This window comes from Mesorhizobium sp. M0991 (genome assembly GCF_040318915.1).
Lineage (GTDB): Bacteria > Pseudomonadota > Alphaproteobacteria > Rhizobiales > Rhizobiaceae > Mesorhizobium.
This window is the reverse complement of the sequence record NZ_JAMYNE010000010.1, coordinates 115,502-130,301: the sequence shown is the minus strand read 5'-3', so window position 1 is coordinate 130,301 and position 14,800 is coordinate 115,502. Positions and strand designations below refer to the sequence as shown.

Genomic DNA, 14,800 nt, shown 5'->3' with positions numbered 1-14,800 from the left:
TTTCATGCCGCCAGCCGGGCAATCCGCTGCAGTCGCTTCAGCGTGGTGTCGTCCTGCAGCGCCTGCTGGAAAAGCGAGATCTCCTGGTCGATGCGGTCGCAGAGCGCGCCGGTGTCCCCCCTGAGCAGGTCGCGCGTCTGCAGCAGCGCCGCGACAGGCTTCTTGGCGAGTTGCCTGGCTCTTGCCAGCGTGGCTTCCTCGACGCTCCCGTCCGTCACGATCTCTCCGACAAGGCCCAGTGCCCTGGCATCTTCGGCGGCGAGCGTGTCGCCCAGGCAGAAGAAGCGGAACGCCCCGGCATAGCCGAGCTTCTGCGGCGCCAGGATGCTGGTCGCCGCGTCCGGCACCAGGCCGAAATCGACGAACGGCACCCGAAACGTGCTCTTGCTCGAGGCGATCACCATGTCGCAGTGGAACAGGATGGTGCAGCCGACGCCGACGGCGTCGCCGTCGACACAGGCAAGGACCGGTTTCGGGAACGTCGCCAGCGTGCGGAACATATCGGTGACGGCGGCGATCAGTCGCCGATGTTTGGTGGCGTCGAGAAATTCGGAGAAATCGGCACCGAGGCAGAAGCACCCGGCCAAGCCGCGAAGGACCACAACGCGGACGTCGTCGTCGACAGCGGCTTCGTGGAATGTCCTGGCCAGGCTTTCATAGGCCCGCCTGTCCAGCACCGGGCGGCCGTCACCCGACGACACCGTGACGATCAGCGTGTGATTGCGGTATTCTGTTTTTGAGTGAACGTTCATGGCCTCTCTCCAATCTCACGAGGCGCGTCTCTGTCCGAGCATGTCCGGGTACCCTCTGGCCAGCACCGGCGCAAAGTGGTTGCGGCGCGAACGCACCACGTCGAGCGTGTGCTCGTTGAAGGTGAGCAGTGTGGCAACCACCTGCTGGTTGCCATAGGTACGCTGGTAACCGAGCGGCGTTGCCAGGAAATGCAGCTGCAGCGCGCGAAGCACCCACATCGGCTCGAATTCGATGATCACCTGGTTGACGTTGCGCTTCAGACCCCACTCGACGAAGCCGGCGATCAGCTCGGTGCCGACCGTCGACACGCCGCGCCGACCGTCGCGGAATCCCGGCGCAACCGCATAGCGGGTCAGTTCATAGACATTCGGGCCCGACGGTGGGGTTCCCTCATAAAGGTCCGCCAGCACATCGGTTAGAAGATGTGCCCGGGTCGTCGGCAACATCCGCTGGTAACCGGCGAGCTCGCCATTGCGGATGACGATCTGGTGCACTGCCTCGTCGTGGTCGAATTGATCGATCTCGAGGCCATCGGGGCGCTGCAGATCGGTCCATCCCATCTCTTCGACGAAAACTCTGTAACGCAAACGATGAACTGCCTCCCAGAGGTCGGGCCGTTCCATCAATTCCTGGGTCGTGAGGGAAAAAAGCATTTGCCGTCTCCTAGTTTCAATAGGAAGATACGGCCGTGCTTTCCCGAAAAAATTACGCGATCGCGTAGGCAAGAATTTCTAGGCCGGCGCGGCCGACCTAGTTAATATAGCCGCGCCTTATCGCTTCCGCGACGGCCTGGACCCGGTTGACGGCACCGAGTTTGCTTTTGGCGTTAAGAAGGTGTTTCTCTGACGTGTGTTCCGAAATGCCGAGAATTTGTGAAATCTCCCATTCCGACTTGCCAACGGCGGCCCATTGCAGGCATTCGCGCTCACGCGGCGTCAATTCGACATGGTCGATGGTTTTGCCTGCCATGGTGTGGAGCTGCATGGCGCGGCCAATCGCATAAGTCGAGACCAGCGACACCAGCCCGAATTCGGCGCCCGACAATTCGACAGCCTCGCCGCCCAGCGACACCATGACGATCTGGCCATCGAGCGTGATCAGCGGGAAGGCCAGCCCGTCGCGCAGCTTGAATTCGCCGGCATCGCCCATCACCTCGCCGCCGCTCTTGCCGATGCGGATGCCCTGAGACGCTTCCCGCCACTGGAATGGCGCTTGAAGCTGCTTCATGTGACTGACGACGGGGTCGTGATCGACGTAATTACGCGCGACGTAGCGCTCAAGCCATTCGGCCGGCCAGTCGCAGAGCAGCACATGGTCCTTTTGCTGGTTTCTCGGCGTGCCAGGTTGCGGAACCGTCCCGGCCATCAGCGCCGTCAGCCCGAACCCGCTTGTTACCCCCAGCAGCTTTTCGCAGACGGCGGCGGCTGTGCCGGCGTGCTGCAACTGATCTATCAACTCCAGGGTACGATCGAAATGACCCATCGCAACATCTACCCCATGTTGCCTTCCGCTCTTGAGGCCAATGGCAGTGATCAACCCGCACCACGCCATCAACCCCGGACTGCAAAGCTGCTTCCCCTGTGCGTCCTACTGCTCCTCTTCAGCCGGCATCACGCAGTCACTTGCAAACTCACTAAACAATATCCCTAAATTGCAATGATGAAACCAAAAACCGTTGTACCTGTGTTTTTTTCGTACAAAAACCTGTGTTATTTCGTACGAAAGCCGGGGCAAGACCGGACGGAGTCGTCGCGTGGCATTTCGGCGCATATCCATTTCATTGATCTCGATATTGATCGGAGCGCAATCGCTTGCGGCTGCTGCGCTCGCCGCGGAGCCGCAGGTGCCGGTGTTTTGGGACGCCAAGGAGCGGCTGCCAAAGCCGGACCTTTCTATGCTGCCGCGGCTGCGATTCCTGACCACCACGGATTTCCCGCCGTTCAATTTCCTCGATGGGGCAGGCCGGCTGTCGGGCTTCCATGTCGACCTGGCGCGCGCCATCTGCGCCGAGCTCGGCATTGCCGAAAAATGCCAGATCCAGGCGCTGCCCTGGGCCGAGCTCGAAGGTGCGCTCGGGAAAGGCGAGGGCGAAGCGATCATTGCCGGCATCGCCGCGACGCCGGAGTCGCGGTCGAAATACGCATTTTCACGCTCCTACCTGCAATTTCCGGCACGCTTCATCATGCTGAAGACACAGGCGCTGACCGAACCAATGTTCGACAAGCTGCGCAGCAAGCGTGTCGGCGTGATCGCCGGCTCCGCGCACGAGCGGATGCTGCGCGATTATTTCGGCGACGTCCAAATCGTCCCCTTCGCAAAGCCGGAGGAGCTTTATGGCGAGCTGAAAGCCGGCAAGATCGACGCCGCCTTCGGCGACGGCATGCGTTTCGCCTTCTGGCTCGGCGGTTCGGATGCAGCGGGCTGCTGCCGCTTTGCCGGCGGCCCCTATCTGGCGCCCGAATATCTCGGCTCAGGCATGGCAATCGCCACCAGGGCCGACGATCCGGCACTGGCCGCCGCTTTCGACTACGCGCTGCAGGAAATCTCGGTGAAAGGCACGTTCGCCGAGTTCTATCTGCGCTATTTTCCCGTCAGTTTTTTCTGAGCTTGGCCGCCGGCTCAGGTCAGCGTGCGAAGGCGGGCCTTGGCGGCTCGCGCAATGGCGGCGACCGTCAGCGCATCGAGGTCGAGTTCCCGGCGGACGAGCTGCAGGACGCGCACCTCCTCCAGGCGCATCTCGAGATCGACGGCTGCGACCTCGAAGGCGGCCGCATAGGCGGTGTCACGCAGGCGTTCGGGCAGCGCCTCGGCGACGCGCGCCAGGACGCCCTCCAGCCCGTCCTTTTCCTGCAGCATTTTCTGGCAGGCCTGGGCGACCTCGACCAGCCGCTCCTGGTTGAAATCCTCAAACACCGGCCAGGATCGAACGACGTCGCCGATCCGCGCTAGTTCGACGTCGGTCATGTCGCGGTCTGACGCCGAGGTGATGACCATCAGGTAGATCATGGCTTCGTGTGGCGACAATGGCATTTACAACTCCTTGAGATGGTCCCGAAGTTAGGAACGAGGGACCGGCGCCGCAAGGAAAAACAGCCGCGATCGTTGGCGCTCCGGTCACGCGTTGGAACTTGATCCATCCTGACTATCGGGACGGGGGCTCTTAATCTTCTTGCCTGATCACGGTCCTGCCCGAAAACCGGGTTCCACTTTTCGGGATCATGGTCTAGAGCATGCGGCTGCCGGCATGGATGCTGGCAAAGTTGCAGGAATAGCATCATGGCCGAACAACAGCCGATCGATCTCAGCCCGGAAGTCCTCGCCGCCGCCGCCGAAAGCAAGGCGTGGCCATTCGAGGAAGCGAAAAAGATCGTCGCCCGCTACGCGAGCAGCGGCTACCCGGAAACGGTGCTGTTCGAGACCGGCTACGGCCCGTCCGGCCTGCCGCACATCGGCACGTTCGGCGAGGTGGCGCGCACATCTATGGTGCGCCACGCCTTCCGCGTGCTGACCGAAGACAAGGTCAAGACGCGGCTGCTGTGCTTCTCCGACGACATGGACGGATTGCGCAAGGTGCCGGACAATGTGCCTAACAAGGACATGCTGCGCGCCTATCTCGGCAAGCCGCTGACCAGGATACCGGACCCGTTCTCCAATGAGTATCCGTCCTTCGGCGCCGCCAATAACGCACGGCTGCGCGCTTTCCTCGACCGTTTCGGCTTCGATTACGAATTCGCTTCCTCGACCGACTATTATACTTCCGGCCGCTTCGACGCGACGCTGCTCAAGATGCTCGAGCGCTTCGATAAGGTGATGGCAATTATGCTGCCGTCGCTGCGCGAGGAGCGGGCGCTGAGCTATTCGCCCTTCCTGCCGATCCATCCCAAGACCGGCATCGTCATGCAAGTCGCGATCGACGAGCGCAAGCTCGACGCCGGCACCATCGTGTGGCGCGACCCGGACACCGGCGAGCGCTTCGAGACGCCGGTGACCGGCGGCCATGCCAAGCTGCAATGGAAGCCTGATTGGGCGATGCGCTGGGCAGCACTCGGCGTCGACTACGAGATGTCCGGCAAGGATCTGATCGATTCCGTCAAGCTCGCCGGTCAGATTTGCCGCGCGCTTGATGCTCCGGCGCCGGAGGGCTTCAATTATGAGCTGTTCCTCGACGAGCACGGCCAGAAGATCTCGAAGTCGAAGGGCAATGGGCTGACCATCGACGAGTGGCTGACTTACGCGCCAACCGAGAGCCTTAGCCTTTATATGTTCCAGCGCCCGCGAACCGCGAAGAAGCTTTATTTCGACGTCATCCCGAAGGCGGTAGACGAATATTACACGTTCCTCTCTGCCTATCAGCGGCAGGACTGGAAGGAGCGGCTGGGCAATCCGGTCTGGCACATGCATGACGGCAATCCCCCGGCAGTCGACCTGCCGGTTCCGTTCTCGCTGCTGCTCAACCTGGTCAGCGCTTCGAATGCCCAAAACAGGAGCGTGCTGTGGGGTTTCATTTCGCGCCACGCGCCGGGTGTGACGCCGACGACCCATCCCGAGCTCGACCGGCTGGCCGAATATGCCATCCGCTATTTCGACGATTTCGTGAAGCCGGCCAAAGTGTACCGTGCTGCCGACGCGGTCGAGCGCGAGGCGCTGACCAAGCTTTCGGAAGCGCTCGCCGCGCTGCCGGCCGATGCCGACAGCGAGGCGATCCAGAACGCTGCCCTCAATGTTGCGCGCAAGATCGAGCGGTACCAGGATCATTCCAAGCAGAGCCCGGAGGGCGGACCCGGAGTCTCCGTCGCCTTCTTCCAGATGATCTATCAGGTGCTGATAGGTCAGGAACGCGGGCCGCGCTTCGGCTCCTTCGCCGCGCTCTACGGCATCGCCGAAACGCGCGAGCTCATTCAGCGGGCGCTGGCTGGTCAGCTGGCGGCATGAGGACGCCGTCTTGCTCCTGCAGGATCGAGCTAGGCGCTACAGGCGCGGATCGCGACGCAGCCGGGAGCGGCGGCAGGCCTGAAACGCTCGGCGCCGGCCCGAAGACGCCTTTTTTTGCTGCACGCGCCTTCTCGCCGGCTTCCACGTAAGGGCCGCCCTTGGCGGCGCGCGCCCAGCCATTTTCGACCAGCCATTGGCCGATATCCTGATTGCCGATCCGGCACTCGGCGGCGATCAGATCACGACCGCCTTCGGGCGGCACGGCACAGACCACCGCACGACTGCGGAGAAAGGCGCGGAAGGCCGTTCGGGCCCGGATGCCGCAATTCCAGGACTCGCCGCCGTCGGTGCAAGTCTCCTCCTGCTTGACGATGTCGATACCGGAAACCGCAATCGAATAGCCCTTTGCTTCGATGACCCCGGCGGCCGACGCGACGGGCTGGAATAGTTTCGTGCCTTTCCAGTCGTCGGGCATTTTCGTTTTTGGCGGCTTGGGCGGTCCGGCCAATGCCAGATCGCTCAACGGGGCGCGCGGCTCTATCCGTTCAAGCTCGTTGGAACCGAGCTGCGGCGGCACCACGATTTCTGGATCGATTGCCCTCGAATGCGCCGCCTGCTTGGCCGGCACTGGTTTCGGGATGGCCGACGTAGCCGGCGCGGCGGGGTGCGGTTCAGGGCCGACCTGGATTTGCTCCCAAGGGCCGCCGCTTTCGCTCTGGACGGCGCGGCCGCCGGCGACAATTGCCGTGGCCATCGCCGGGATCGCCAGAACAGCCAAGGCAAGGTGAGGCAGACGCACCGGCCCCGCGCCTACTGGCTTGCCCAGACAATCCGCGCCACCCATTCGACATCGCGCATGGGGATGTCGCGGTCAGGGTGATCGGGATTGAGGGAGACCAGCGCGATCGACCTCGGTGTCTGGCGGTCGAGCACCTTGGCCATCACCTCGCCGGCATTGGTCTTGACGACGACGCGATCACCCTTTCGTATGGTAGCCCCCGGTTCGACGATCAGGACATCGCCATTGCGGTAGAGCGGCAGCATGGAATCGCCCTGGACCTTCAAGGCATAGGAGGTTTCGGTTGCCCGTGCCGGAAGCTCGATCAGGTCCCATCCCTGCCCCGCCGGAAACCCGGCGTCGTCGAAGAAGCCACCGGCGCCCGCCTGGGCGAAGCCGAGCAGCGGCACCGACGATCTCTGCACGGGCAGTGCGCCGGAATTACCCCGACCCTCGACCAGCCCCGCAAATTCATCCAGCGAGGCGCCGGTCGCCTCGATGATCTTGGCCAGCGATTCGGTCGACGGCCATCGCGGCCGTCCATCTGAGGACAGCCGCTTCGATTTGTTGAAGGCGGTCGAGTCGAGGCCAGCGCGCCTGGCCAGTCCGGAGGCCGAAAGCGAATAACGCTCGGCAAGAGCGTCGATGGCGGCCCAAACGCGGTCGTGCGAGAGCACCTTGCTCTTCCTTCGAAACAGGAAAAAATACCTTCCCTGTTCTACCCCTTGGCCGCCATCTTGTCCACCGCCGAAGACGGCGTCACGCTGCCTCCTTGGCCTCGTCCCTGGTATAGGGATCGAAGCGCTCGTAGAAGGTCTCGCCCTTCTCCGCCATATCGAGCAGCAGCTTCGGCGCCTTGAACTCGGTGCCGTATTTCTTCTGCAGGCGCTTGGCGAGTTTGACGAATTTCTTCGCGCCGATGCCGTCGATGTAGGATAGTGCACCGCCTGTATAAGGCGCGAAGCCGAAGGCCAGGATCGAGCCGACATCGGCCTCGCGTGGGTCGGTAACGATGCCCTCTTCCATCACCCGTACCGCCTCAAGCGCGATGGTGACCAGCAGCCGCTGCTTCAGTTCCTCATAGTCGACCTGCTCCGGCGCCAGCTGCGGGTAGAGATCCCTGAGGCCTGGCCACAGCTTCTTTTTGGCCGGTTTTGCCGGATAGTCATAGAAGCCCTTGCTGTTCTTACGGCCCAAGCGACCATGCGTGTCGACCATCGTGTTGATCAGCGCCATCTGCTTCGGATCGACCGCCTTGTCGCCGAGGTCGCGCATGGTCTGCTTCATGATCTTCTGGGCAAGGTCGATCGCCGTCTCGTCGGTCAACGCCAAAGGACCGACCGGCATGCCGGCGGCCTTGGCCGCGTTCTCGATCATTGGCGCCGGAACACCTTCGATCAGCATCTTGTAGGCCTCCGACATGTAGCGCAGCACGCAGCGATTAACATAGAAACCGCGCGTATCGTTGACGACAATCGGCGTTTTCTTGATGGCACGGACAAAGTCGATAGCGGTTGCCAGCGCCTTGTCGCCGGTCTTCTTGCCGAGGATGATCTCGACCAGCATCATCTTGTCGACCGGCGAGAAGAAATGGATGCCGATGAAATTCTTCGGCCGCGCCGAATTCCTGGCCAGCGATGTAATCGGTATGGTCGACGTATTCGAGGCGAAGATCGCCGACGGCTTGAGTACAGCCTCGGCCTGTTCGGTGGCAGCCTTCTTTACGGCCGAATCCTCGAATACCGCCTCGACCACAAGATCGCAGCCGGCGAGATCCGCATAGTCGGCCGTCGGCGTGATCAGCGATAGCAACTGGTCCTTGTCCTGTGGCTTGGCACGGCCCTTCTTTACCTGATCCGAGATCAGGTTGTCGGAATGCGCCTTGCCCTTGGCCGCGGATTCCATGTCGCGGTCGAGCAGCACCACCGGAATGCCGGCCTTGGCCGTCACATAGGCGATACCGGCGCCCATGAAGCCGGCGCCGAGTACGCCGATCTTCTTGAACTTCGTTTCCGGCACTCCGGCCGGGCGGCGCGCGCCCTTGTTCAGTTCCTGCAGCGACACGAACAGCGAACGGATCATCGCTGCCGCTTCCCTGGTCTGCATGATCTCGGTGAAATAGCGTTGCTCGATCCGCAAGGCGGTGTCGAACGGCACCAGCAGGCCCTCGTAGACGCATTTCAGGATGGCGGCAGCGGCGGGATAATTGCCATAGGTCTCGCGGCGCAGAATGGCGATGGCCGGCGGCCACAGATTGGCACCGGCCACCGAATAGACCGGGGCGCCGGGCAGCTTGAAGCCCTTTTCATCCCATGGCGCCACCGGTTTCAAGCCGTTCTTGATCATCGCCTTGGCAGTTTCGACCAGCTTCTGCGGCTCGGCAATCTCATGGATCAAGCCCATCGACTTGGCCTTCTGAGGCGACAGCGTCTGGCCGGAGGTCAGCATTTGCAGCGCCTGCTGCTGGTCGGTCAGCCGCGGCACGCGCTGGGTGCCGCCGGCGCCTGGAAAAATGCCGATCTTCACCTCGGGAAGCGCCATCCTCACCTTGTCGGAATCGGCCGCGACACGGCCATGGCAGGCGAGCGACAATTCGAACGCGCCGCCCATGCAGGTGCCGTTGATCGCCGAAACCCACGGCTTGCCCGAGGTTTCCAGCTTACGGAACAGTCCGTTCATAGTGCCCGCATTATCGAACAGCGCCTTGGTCGCCTTCTCAGGGTCCTTGGCCTTGTCGGCGGCGAAGGTCGCCAGCATCTTCTGCAGCATGGTGATGTCGGCGCCGCCCGAGAACGTATCCTTGCCGGAGGTGATCACCGCGCCCTTGATCGCTGCATCGTTCGCCACTTTGTCGACGATAGCGTTCAGCTCGAGCATCACCTCCTCGGTGAAGACGTTCATCGAACGGTCCGGCATGTCCCAGGTAACCAGCGCGATGCCGTCGGCGTCGATGTCGACGGTGAAATTGGTGTAGCTCATCATCTTTCTCCGTCAGACGCGTTCGATGATCGTCGCGGTGCCCATGCCGGCGCCGATGCAAAGCGTTACCAGCGCGGTGTTGAGGTCGCGGCGTTCCAATTCGTCCAGCACCGTACCGAAGATCATCGCACCGGTGGCGCCGAGCGGATGGCCCATGGCGATGGCGCCGCCATTGACGTTGATCCGGTCATGGGGAATGTCGAAAGCCTGCATGTAGCGCAGCACCACCGAAGCGAATGCCTCGTTGAGCTCGAACAGGTCGATGTCCGACAGCTTCATCTTCGCCCGCTTCAACAGCTTCTCGGTGACGTCGACCGGGCCGGTCAGCATCAGCACCGGTTCCGAGCCGATGTTGGCGAAGGCGCGAATGCGCGCGCGCGGCTTGAGACCGAGCGTCTTTCCCGCCTTTTTCGAGCCGAGCAGCACGGCCGCCGCGCCGTCGACGATGCCGGACGAATTGCCGGCATGGTGGACGTGGTTGACCTCTTCCACCTCCGGATGCTTCTGCACGGCGACGGCATCGAAGCCGCCCATTTCGCCGGGCATGACGAAGGACGGGTTGAGAGCGGCCAGTGACTGCATGTCGGTCGAAGGCCGCATATGTTCGTCGTGGTCGAGGATGGTCAGGCCGTTCTGGTCCTTGACCGAGATCACCGAATTCTTGAAGCGGCCCTCGCCCCACGCCTTGGCGGCACGCTTCTGGCTTTCGACCGCGTAGGCATCGACATCGTCGCGCGAAAAGCCGTATTTGGTGGCAATCAGGTCGGCGGATATGCCTTGCGGCACGAACCAGCCCGGCAGGCCGACCGACGGGTCCATGAACCAGGCGCCGCCGGAGGCGCCCATGCCGACGCGCGACATCGATTCGACGCCACCGGCAATGACGATCTCGTCGGCGCCTTGCGCGATTTTGGCGGCGCCGAAATTGATGGCGTCGAGGCCCGAGGCGCAGAAGCGCGATATCTGCATGCCAGGCGCCTTGGTGTCGTAGCCGGCCTCGAAAGCAGCGGCACGTGGAATGACCGCACCCGCCTCGCCAACCGGATCGACACAACCGAAGATGATGTCGTCAACAGCGGCGGTGTCCAGTCCGTTGCGGTCGCGGATGGCCTCGAGCACCTTGGCGCCGAGCCGCACCGCCGGCACTTCGTGCAGCGAGCCATCCTTCTTGCCCCTGCCGCGCGGCGTGCGCACCGCATCATAGACATAAGCTTCGGCCATTTTCCTGCTCCTTGGGTTTGCTGAAACTCGCTCAGAGCGAGCGCCCGATCAGCAATTTCATGATCTCGTTGGTGCCGCCGTAGATGCGCTGGACGCGGGCGTCGCGGAACATGCGCGCTATCGGATATTCATTCATGTAGCCATAGCCGCCATGCAATTGAAGGCATTCGTCGACGACTTTTCCTTGCAGGTCTGACAGCCAGTATTTGGCCATCGAAGCCGTCACCGGGTCGAGGCCACCGTTAATGTGGCGGGCAACGCAGTCATTATAGAAGACGCGGCCGATGGTCGCCTCGGTCTTCAATTCGGCAAGCTTGAACTGGGTGTTCTGGAATTCGATGATGGCCTTGCCGAAGGCCTTGCGCTCCTTGACGTAGTCGATGGTAAGCGCCAGGGCCCGCTCGACCATGGCGATAGCAGTGGTGCCGATCTGCAGCCGCTCCTGCGGCAATTGTTGCATCAACTGGACGAAGCCCTGGCCTTCGTCGTTGCCGAGCAGGTTCGAGGTCGGCACACGCACGTCGTTGAAGAACAGTTCCGACGTGTCGTTGGCCTTGAGGCCGATCTTGTCGAGGTTGCGGCCGCGCTCGAAACCCTCCACCTCGTCAGTCTCGACGACGATCAGCGAGATGCCCTTGGCGCCCTTCTCAGGATCGGTCTTGGTAACGACGATGATGAAATTGGCGAGCTGGCCGTTGGTGATAAAGGTCTTCGAGCCGTTGAGCTTGTACCGGTTGCCGTCCTTTTCGGCGCGCGTCTTGACGCCTTGAAGGTCGGAGCCCGCACCCGGCTCGGTCATGGCGATGGCGCCGATCAGCTCGCCGCTCGCCAGCCTCGGCAGCCACTTCTTCTTCTGCTCCTCCGAGCCGTAGTGGAGGATATAGGGGGCAACGATCGAATTGTGCAGGCCAATGCCGAACCCGTCGACGCCGACATGGCCGATCGCCTCGATGATGGCGCTCTCATGCGCGAAGGTGCCGCCCGATCCGCCATATTCCTCCGGCATCGAGGCGCAGAGCAGGCCGGCAGCACCCGCCTTCAGCCAGCTTTCGCGGTCGACCATCTCGTTCTTCTCGAACTCGTCGTAACGCGGCGCGATCTCTTCAGACATGAAGCGGTGCGCCATGTCGTAAAGCATGCCGACCTCGTCCGCCGCCCAGGCGGGCTTGGGAAGGCCAAGGATTTCGGCGGGGTTGGTCATGCTTTCTCCCTCGCGCCGACGTTCCCCTCCCCCTCGAGGGGAGGGTGGCCGCGAAGCGGCCGGGTGGGGTCGCCGATGACGTGCTCGACCTTATCTTTTACAACCTGCGCTACGTGCCACGGCATTGCGATCGTTCTCCTCCCAAGGCATGCACCAGAATGGAGGTCGGCGCACTGCACGCAGGACCCCTCCCGGTCCTTCGGGCCACCCTCCCCTCGAGGGGGAGGGGAACGCCGAACCTAGAACGCTTCCGCCGGCAGTGCCATCAATGTGTCGGCACCGCTGGAGATGCGGGCAAGATGCGCCGACGTCTCCGGCATGATCCGCTCTATGAAGAAGCGCGCCGTCACCAGCTTGTTGTCGTAGAAAGACGAAGCGCCGTCGGCGCCATTCGTCAATTTCGCTGCGGCCACCTTGGCCATCTGGGCCCACATATAGCCCAGCGCCACCAGGCCGAAGAGATGCATGTAGTCGGTCGAGGCGGCACCGGCATTGTCGGGCTTGGCCATGCCGTTCTGCACCAGCCACATCGTCGCCGCCTGCAGATCGTTGAGGCCCTTCTTCAGCGCCTTGGTGAAGGGCGCAATCTTTTCGTCGGTGCGGTTTTCCTCGCAGAACTCGCCGACTTCCTTAAAGAAAGCCTGGATCGCGCGACCGCCATTCAAGGCCAACTTGCGGCCGACGAGGTCGAGCGCCTGGATGCCGTTGGCACCCTCATAGATCATGGCGATGCGAGCATCGCGGACGAACTGGCTCATGCCGTGCTCTTCTATATAGCCGTGGCCGCCGAACACCTGCTGCGCCATTACCGCATGATCGAAACCCTTGTCGGTGAGCACGCCCTTGACCACCGGCGTCATCAGGCCGGTGTAGTCGTCGGCCGCCTGGCGATCCTTGTCGTCACTGGAGCGGTGAGCGATGTCGGACTTGATCGCCGTCCACAGCGCCAGCGCGCGGCCGGCCTCGTTGAAAGCCTTCATGGTCATCAGGCTGCGGCGGATGTCCGGATGGACGATGATCGGATCGGCCTTCCTGTCCGGCGCCATCGGCCCTGACAGCGAGCGGCCCTGCAGACGATCCTTGGCGTAGGAAACCGCATTCTGGTAGGCAACCTCCGACAGTGAGAGCCCCTGCAGGCCGACGCCAAGCCGCGCCTCATTCATCATGGTGAACATTGCTTTCAGGCCGCCATTGGCCTCGCCGAGCAGCGTGCCTTCAGCGTCGTCGTAATTCATGACGCAGGTCGAATTGCCATGGATACCCATCTTCTCCTCGATCGAGCCACAGGAGACGGTGTTCTTCTCGCCCGGATTGCCTGAGGCATCGAGCTTGAGCTTCGGCACGATGAACAGCGAGATGCCCTTCACGCCATCCGGCGCGCCCTCGATACGGGCCAGCACGAGGTGGACGATATTGTCCGACATGTCATGCTCGCCGGCCGAGATGAATATCTTCTGGCCGGAGATCCTGTAGGTGCCGTCGCCATTTGGGACGGCCTTGGTGCGCAGCAGGCCAAGATCGGTTCCGCAGTGCGGCTCGGTCAGGTTCATGGTGCCGGTCCAGGCGCCCTCGACCAGCTTCGGCAACCATGTTGCCTTCTGCTCTTTGGTGCCATGGGTGATGATCGCAGCGATCGCGCCCTGCGTCAGGCCGGCATACATCATCAGCGACATATTGGCCGACACCATATATTCGGCAACCGCAGTGTGCACCGCGTAGGGCAAGCCTTGCCCGCCAAACTCGACAGGTGCCGCGAGCCCCATCCAGCCGCCCTCGCGATACTGGTCGAAGGCTTCCTTGAAGCCTTTCGGCGTCGTTACCGAACCGTCGTCATTGTGCACGCAGCCTTCCACGTCGCCGACACGGTTCAGCGGCTGCATCACGTTTTCGGCGAGCTTCGCGCCCTCGGCAAGGATGGCCTCGAGCACATCCGACGTCGCGTCGGAAAATCCGGGAAGATTGGAATAACGCTGATATCCCAGCACTTCGTTCAGCACGAACAGCGTGTCCCGGACCGGCGCTCTGTAGATCGGCATGCGTTTCCTCCACCATGCGGTCTTGGCCCCGAAATCAGCCCCAGCATATGAGGATGGCAGGCGGACCAACGTTACGGTCGAGATAACAAATATTGACGTTTGCGTAAACGTCAATTCTGCGGTGCGGCAAATTTTCTGCCGCGCGCCAAGACGGCAAACGACGAAAGACGGCAAACGACGAAAGACGGCAAACGACGAAAGACGGCAAACGACGAAGAACCGCGCAGCGAAAGCCACGCGGTTCTCATTCGTCGGAAATCGACAGGTTAGTTTAGCTCGCCACGCTGGCCTGCGGCGCCGAGCGCTCGATCAGCATTTGCCGGACGGTCGACATCGAAGCACTCAGTTCGCTGATGGCGTCGTCGATCAGCGCCCGCTGCTTCTGCAGACGGGCAAGCTGCTTCTCCGACTTGTCGAGCGCCAGCCGCAACTGCTTGGTGTTGGAGCCGTTCGGATCGTAGAGGTCCATCATCTGCTTGACGTCGCGCAGCGAGAACCCGACCTTGCGGCCAAGCAGGATCAGCTTCAGCCGGGCCCTGTCGCGGCGCGTATAGAGACGGGTCGATCCGTCACGCTGCGGGTTGAGTAGACCCTTGTCCTCATAGAAACGCAGCGTACGCAGCGTCACTCCGTATTTCTTGGCCATTTCGCCGATGCGGACAAGCTCTTCACCGGCTTCGCTCGACATATCGTTGGTGTTGGCCGCGGCTTGGCCGGGCGAAATAAGTTTCATGGTCACTGGCTTCCCCGTCTGGCGGCGTCGCGGTCGCGGACCTTGCGTCGCCTGAGTGAAAGCGGGGGCGTGCTTCCACTCGTGGTTTCAACAAACAAATCGCAAACGGCGTAATGCGCTCATTTACGTTTACGTCAATTCTATATCGATAGCCGCCTCACCACGCA

Annotated in this window: 13 protein-coding genes; 2 read left to right on the top strand and 11 right to left on the bottom strand. The window is 62.2% G+C overall.

Going from position 1 to position 14,800, the window contains the following annotated elements:
- Positions 1–2 precede the first annotated feature (2 nt).
- The 3 genes from NKH70_RS16750 to NKH70_RS16740 all read right to left on the bottom strand — a co-directional run bounded on the left by NKH70_RS16750 (position 3) and on the right by NKH70_RS16740 (position 2,235).
- On the bottom strand, positions 3–752 hold the full coding sequence (locus NKH70_RS16750) for an enoyl-CoA hydratase-related protein (protein WP_352914282.1): 750 nt from the start codon (positions 750–752) through the stop codon (positions 3–5).
- Positions 753–767: 15 nt separating this feature from the next.
- Positions 768–1,406 carry an acyl-homoserine-lactone synthase gene (locus NKH70_RS16745; protein WP_023677342.1) on the bottom strand — a complete coding sequence of 213 codons (639 nt, stop codon included), beginning with the start codon at positions 1,404–1,406 and terminating at the stop codon, positions 768–770.
- 97 nt (positions 1,407–1,503) lie between these two features.
- Entirely contained in the window at positions 1,504–2,235 is a 732-nt protein-coding gene (locus tag NKH70_RS16740; RefSeq protein WP_352898518.1) for a helix-turn-helix transcriptional regulator, read from the bottom strand.
- A gap of 271 nt (positions 2,236–2,506) precedes the next feature.
- Here NKH70_RS16740 and NKH70_RS16735 point away from each other — a divergent pair, with 271 nt between their 5' ends.
- A complete protein-coding gene (locus NKH70_RS16735) occupies positions 2,507–3,358 on the top strand; it encodes an ABC transporter substrate-binding protein (protein ID WP_352914284.1) in 852 nt (283 codons plus the stop codon).
- Between the two features lie 14 nt (positions 3,359–3,372).
- Here the strand turns inward: NKH70_RS16735 and NKH70_RS16730 are convergent, their stop codons facing one another.
- Positions 3,373–3,783 carry a tellurite resistance TerB family protein gene (locus NKH70_RS16730; RefSeq protein WP_292659499.1) on the bottom strand — a complete coding sequence of 137 codons (411 nt, stop codon included), beginning with the start codon at positions 3,781–3,783 and terminating at the stop codon, positions 3,373–3,375.
- Between the two features lie 246 nt (positions 3,784–4,029).
- Here NKH70_RS16730 and NKH70_RS16725 point away from each other — a divergent pair, with 246 nt between their 5' ends.
- The gene (locus tag NKH70_RS16725) at positions 4,030–5,685 is read left to right on the top strand and encodes a lysine--tRNA ligase (RefSeq protein ID WP_352715706.1); all 1,656 of its coding nucleotides are present in this window, start codon (positions 4,030–4,032) and stop codon (positions 5,683–5,685) included.
- On the opposite strand, the gene NKH70_RS16720 is transcribed toward NKH70_RS16725, so the two are convergent.
- From NKH70_RS16720 to NKH70_RS16690, 7 genes are all read right to left on the bottom strand, one after another.
- A complete protein-coding gene (locus NKH70_RS16720) occupies positions 5,648–6,484 on the bottom strand; it encodes a thermonuclease family protein (RefSeq protein ID WP_352715707.1) in 837 nt (278 codons plus the stop codon). The two genes, NKH70_RS16725 and NKH70_RS16720, sit on opposite strands and share 38 nt — an antisense overlap.
- Positions 6,485–6,495: 11 nt before the next feature.
- A complete protein-coding gene (locus tag NKH70_RS16715; protein WP_023677336.1) occupies positions 6,496–7,140 on the bottom strand; it encodes a S24 family peptidase in 645 nt (214 codons plus the stop codon).
- Between the two features lie 82 nt (positions 7,141–7,222).
- Entirely contained in the window at positions 7,223–9,442 is a 2,220-nt protein-coding gene (locus NKH70_RS16710) for a 3-hydroxyacyl-CoA dehydrogenase NAD-binding domain-containing protein (RefSeq protein ID WP_352914289.1), read from the bottom strand.
- Between the two features lie 12 nt (positions 9,443–9,454).
- Entirely contained in the window at positions 9,455–10,663 is a 1,209-nt protein-coding gene (locus NKH70_RS16705) for an acetyl-CoA C-acetyltransferase (protein WP_352715712.1), read from the bottom strand.
- Between the two features lie 31 nt (positions 10,664–10,694).
- On the bottom strand, positions 10,695–11,864 hold the full coding sequence (locus NKH70_RS16700) for an acyl-CoA dehydrogenase family protein (RefSeq protein ID WP_352715714.1): 1,170 nt from the start codon (positions 11,862–11,864) through the stop codon (positions 10,695–10,697).
- A gap of 239 nt (positions 11,865–12,103) precedes the next feature.
- Complete coding sequence (locus NKH70_RS16695; protein WP_352715717.1) at positions 12,104–13,900, bottom strand: acyl-CoA dehydrogenase; 1,797 nt, start codon at positions 13,898–13,900, stop codon at positions 12,104–12,106.
- Positions 13,901–14,171: 271 nt separating this feature from the next.
- The gene (locus NKH70_RS16690; RefSeq protein ID WP_023719513.1) at positions 14,172–14,633 is read right to left on the bottom strand and encodes a MerR family transcriptional regulator; all 462 of its coding nucleotides are present in this window, start codon (positions 14,631–14,633) and stop codon (positions 14,172–14,174) included.
- Between the last annotated feature and the right edge of the window lie 167 nt (positions 14,634–14,800).